The sequence below is a fragment of the Mammaliicoccus sp. I-M35 genome (assembly GCF_022386455.1).
GTDB lineage: Bacteria > Bacillota > Bacilli > Staphylococcales > Staphylococcaceae > Mammaliicoccus > Mammaliicoccus sciuri_A.
The window spans coordinates 1-267 of sequence record NZ_JAJNIL010000041.1; the positions used below are offsets into that span (position 1 = coordinate 1).

At 36.0% G+C, this 267-nt stretch carries 1 rRNA gene; it reads right to left on the reverse strand.

Features of this window, described 5'->3' with window-relative positions:
• Nucleotides 1–179 precede the first annotated feature (179 nt).
• A 5S ribosomal RNA gene (gene rrf / locus LQ679_RS14755) occupies nucleotides 180–267 on the reverse strand; the annotation flags it as partial.

Genomic DNA, 267 nt, shown 5'->3' on the forward strand with positions numbered 1-267 from the left:
TACTTTCAGTACTCAATTATTGGAATTAACGTTGACATATTGTCATTCAGTTTTCAATGTTCATTTTGTCTCACAAGAAACTATTATACACTTGTTATATTCTTGTGTCAACATTTAATTCAATTTATTTTTCAAGAAAATTTCAAGAAAAAAAGACCCAAGGGTCAAAATTGAATTTTGCCCGGCAACGTCCTACTCTCGCGGAACGTAAGCCCAACTACCATCGGCGCTAAAGAGCTTAACTTCTGTGTTCGGCATGGGAACAGG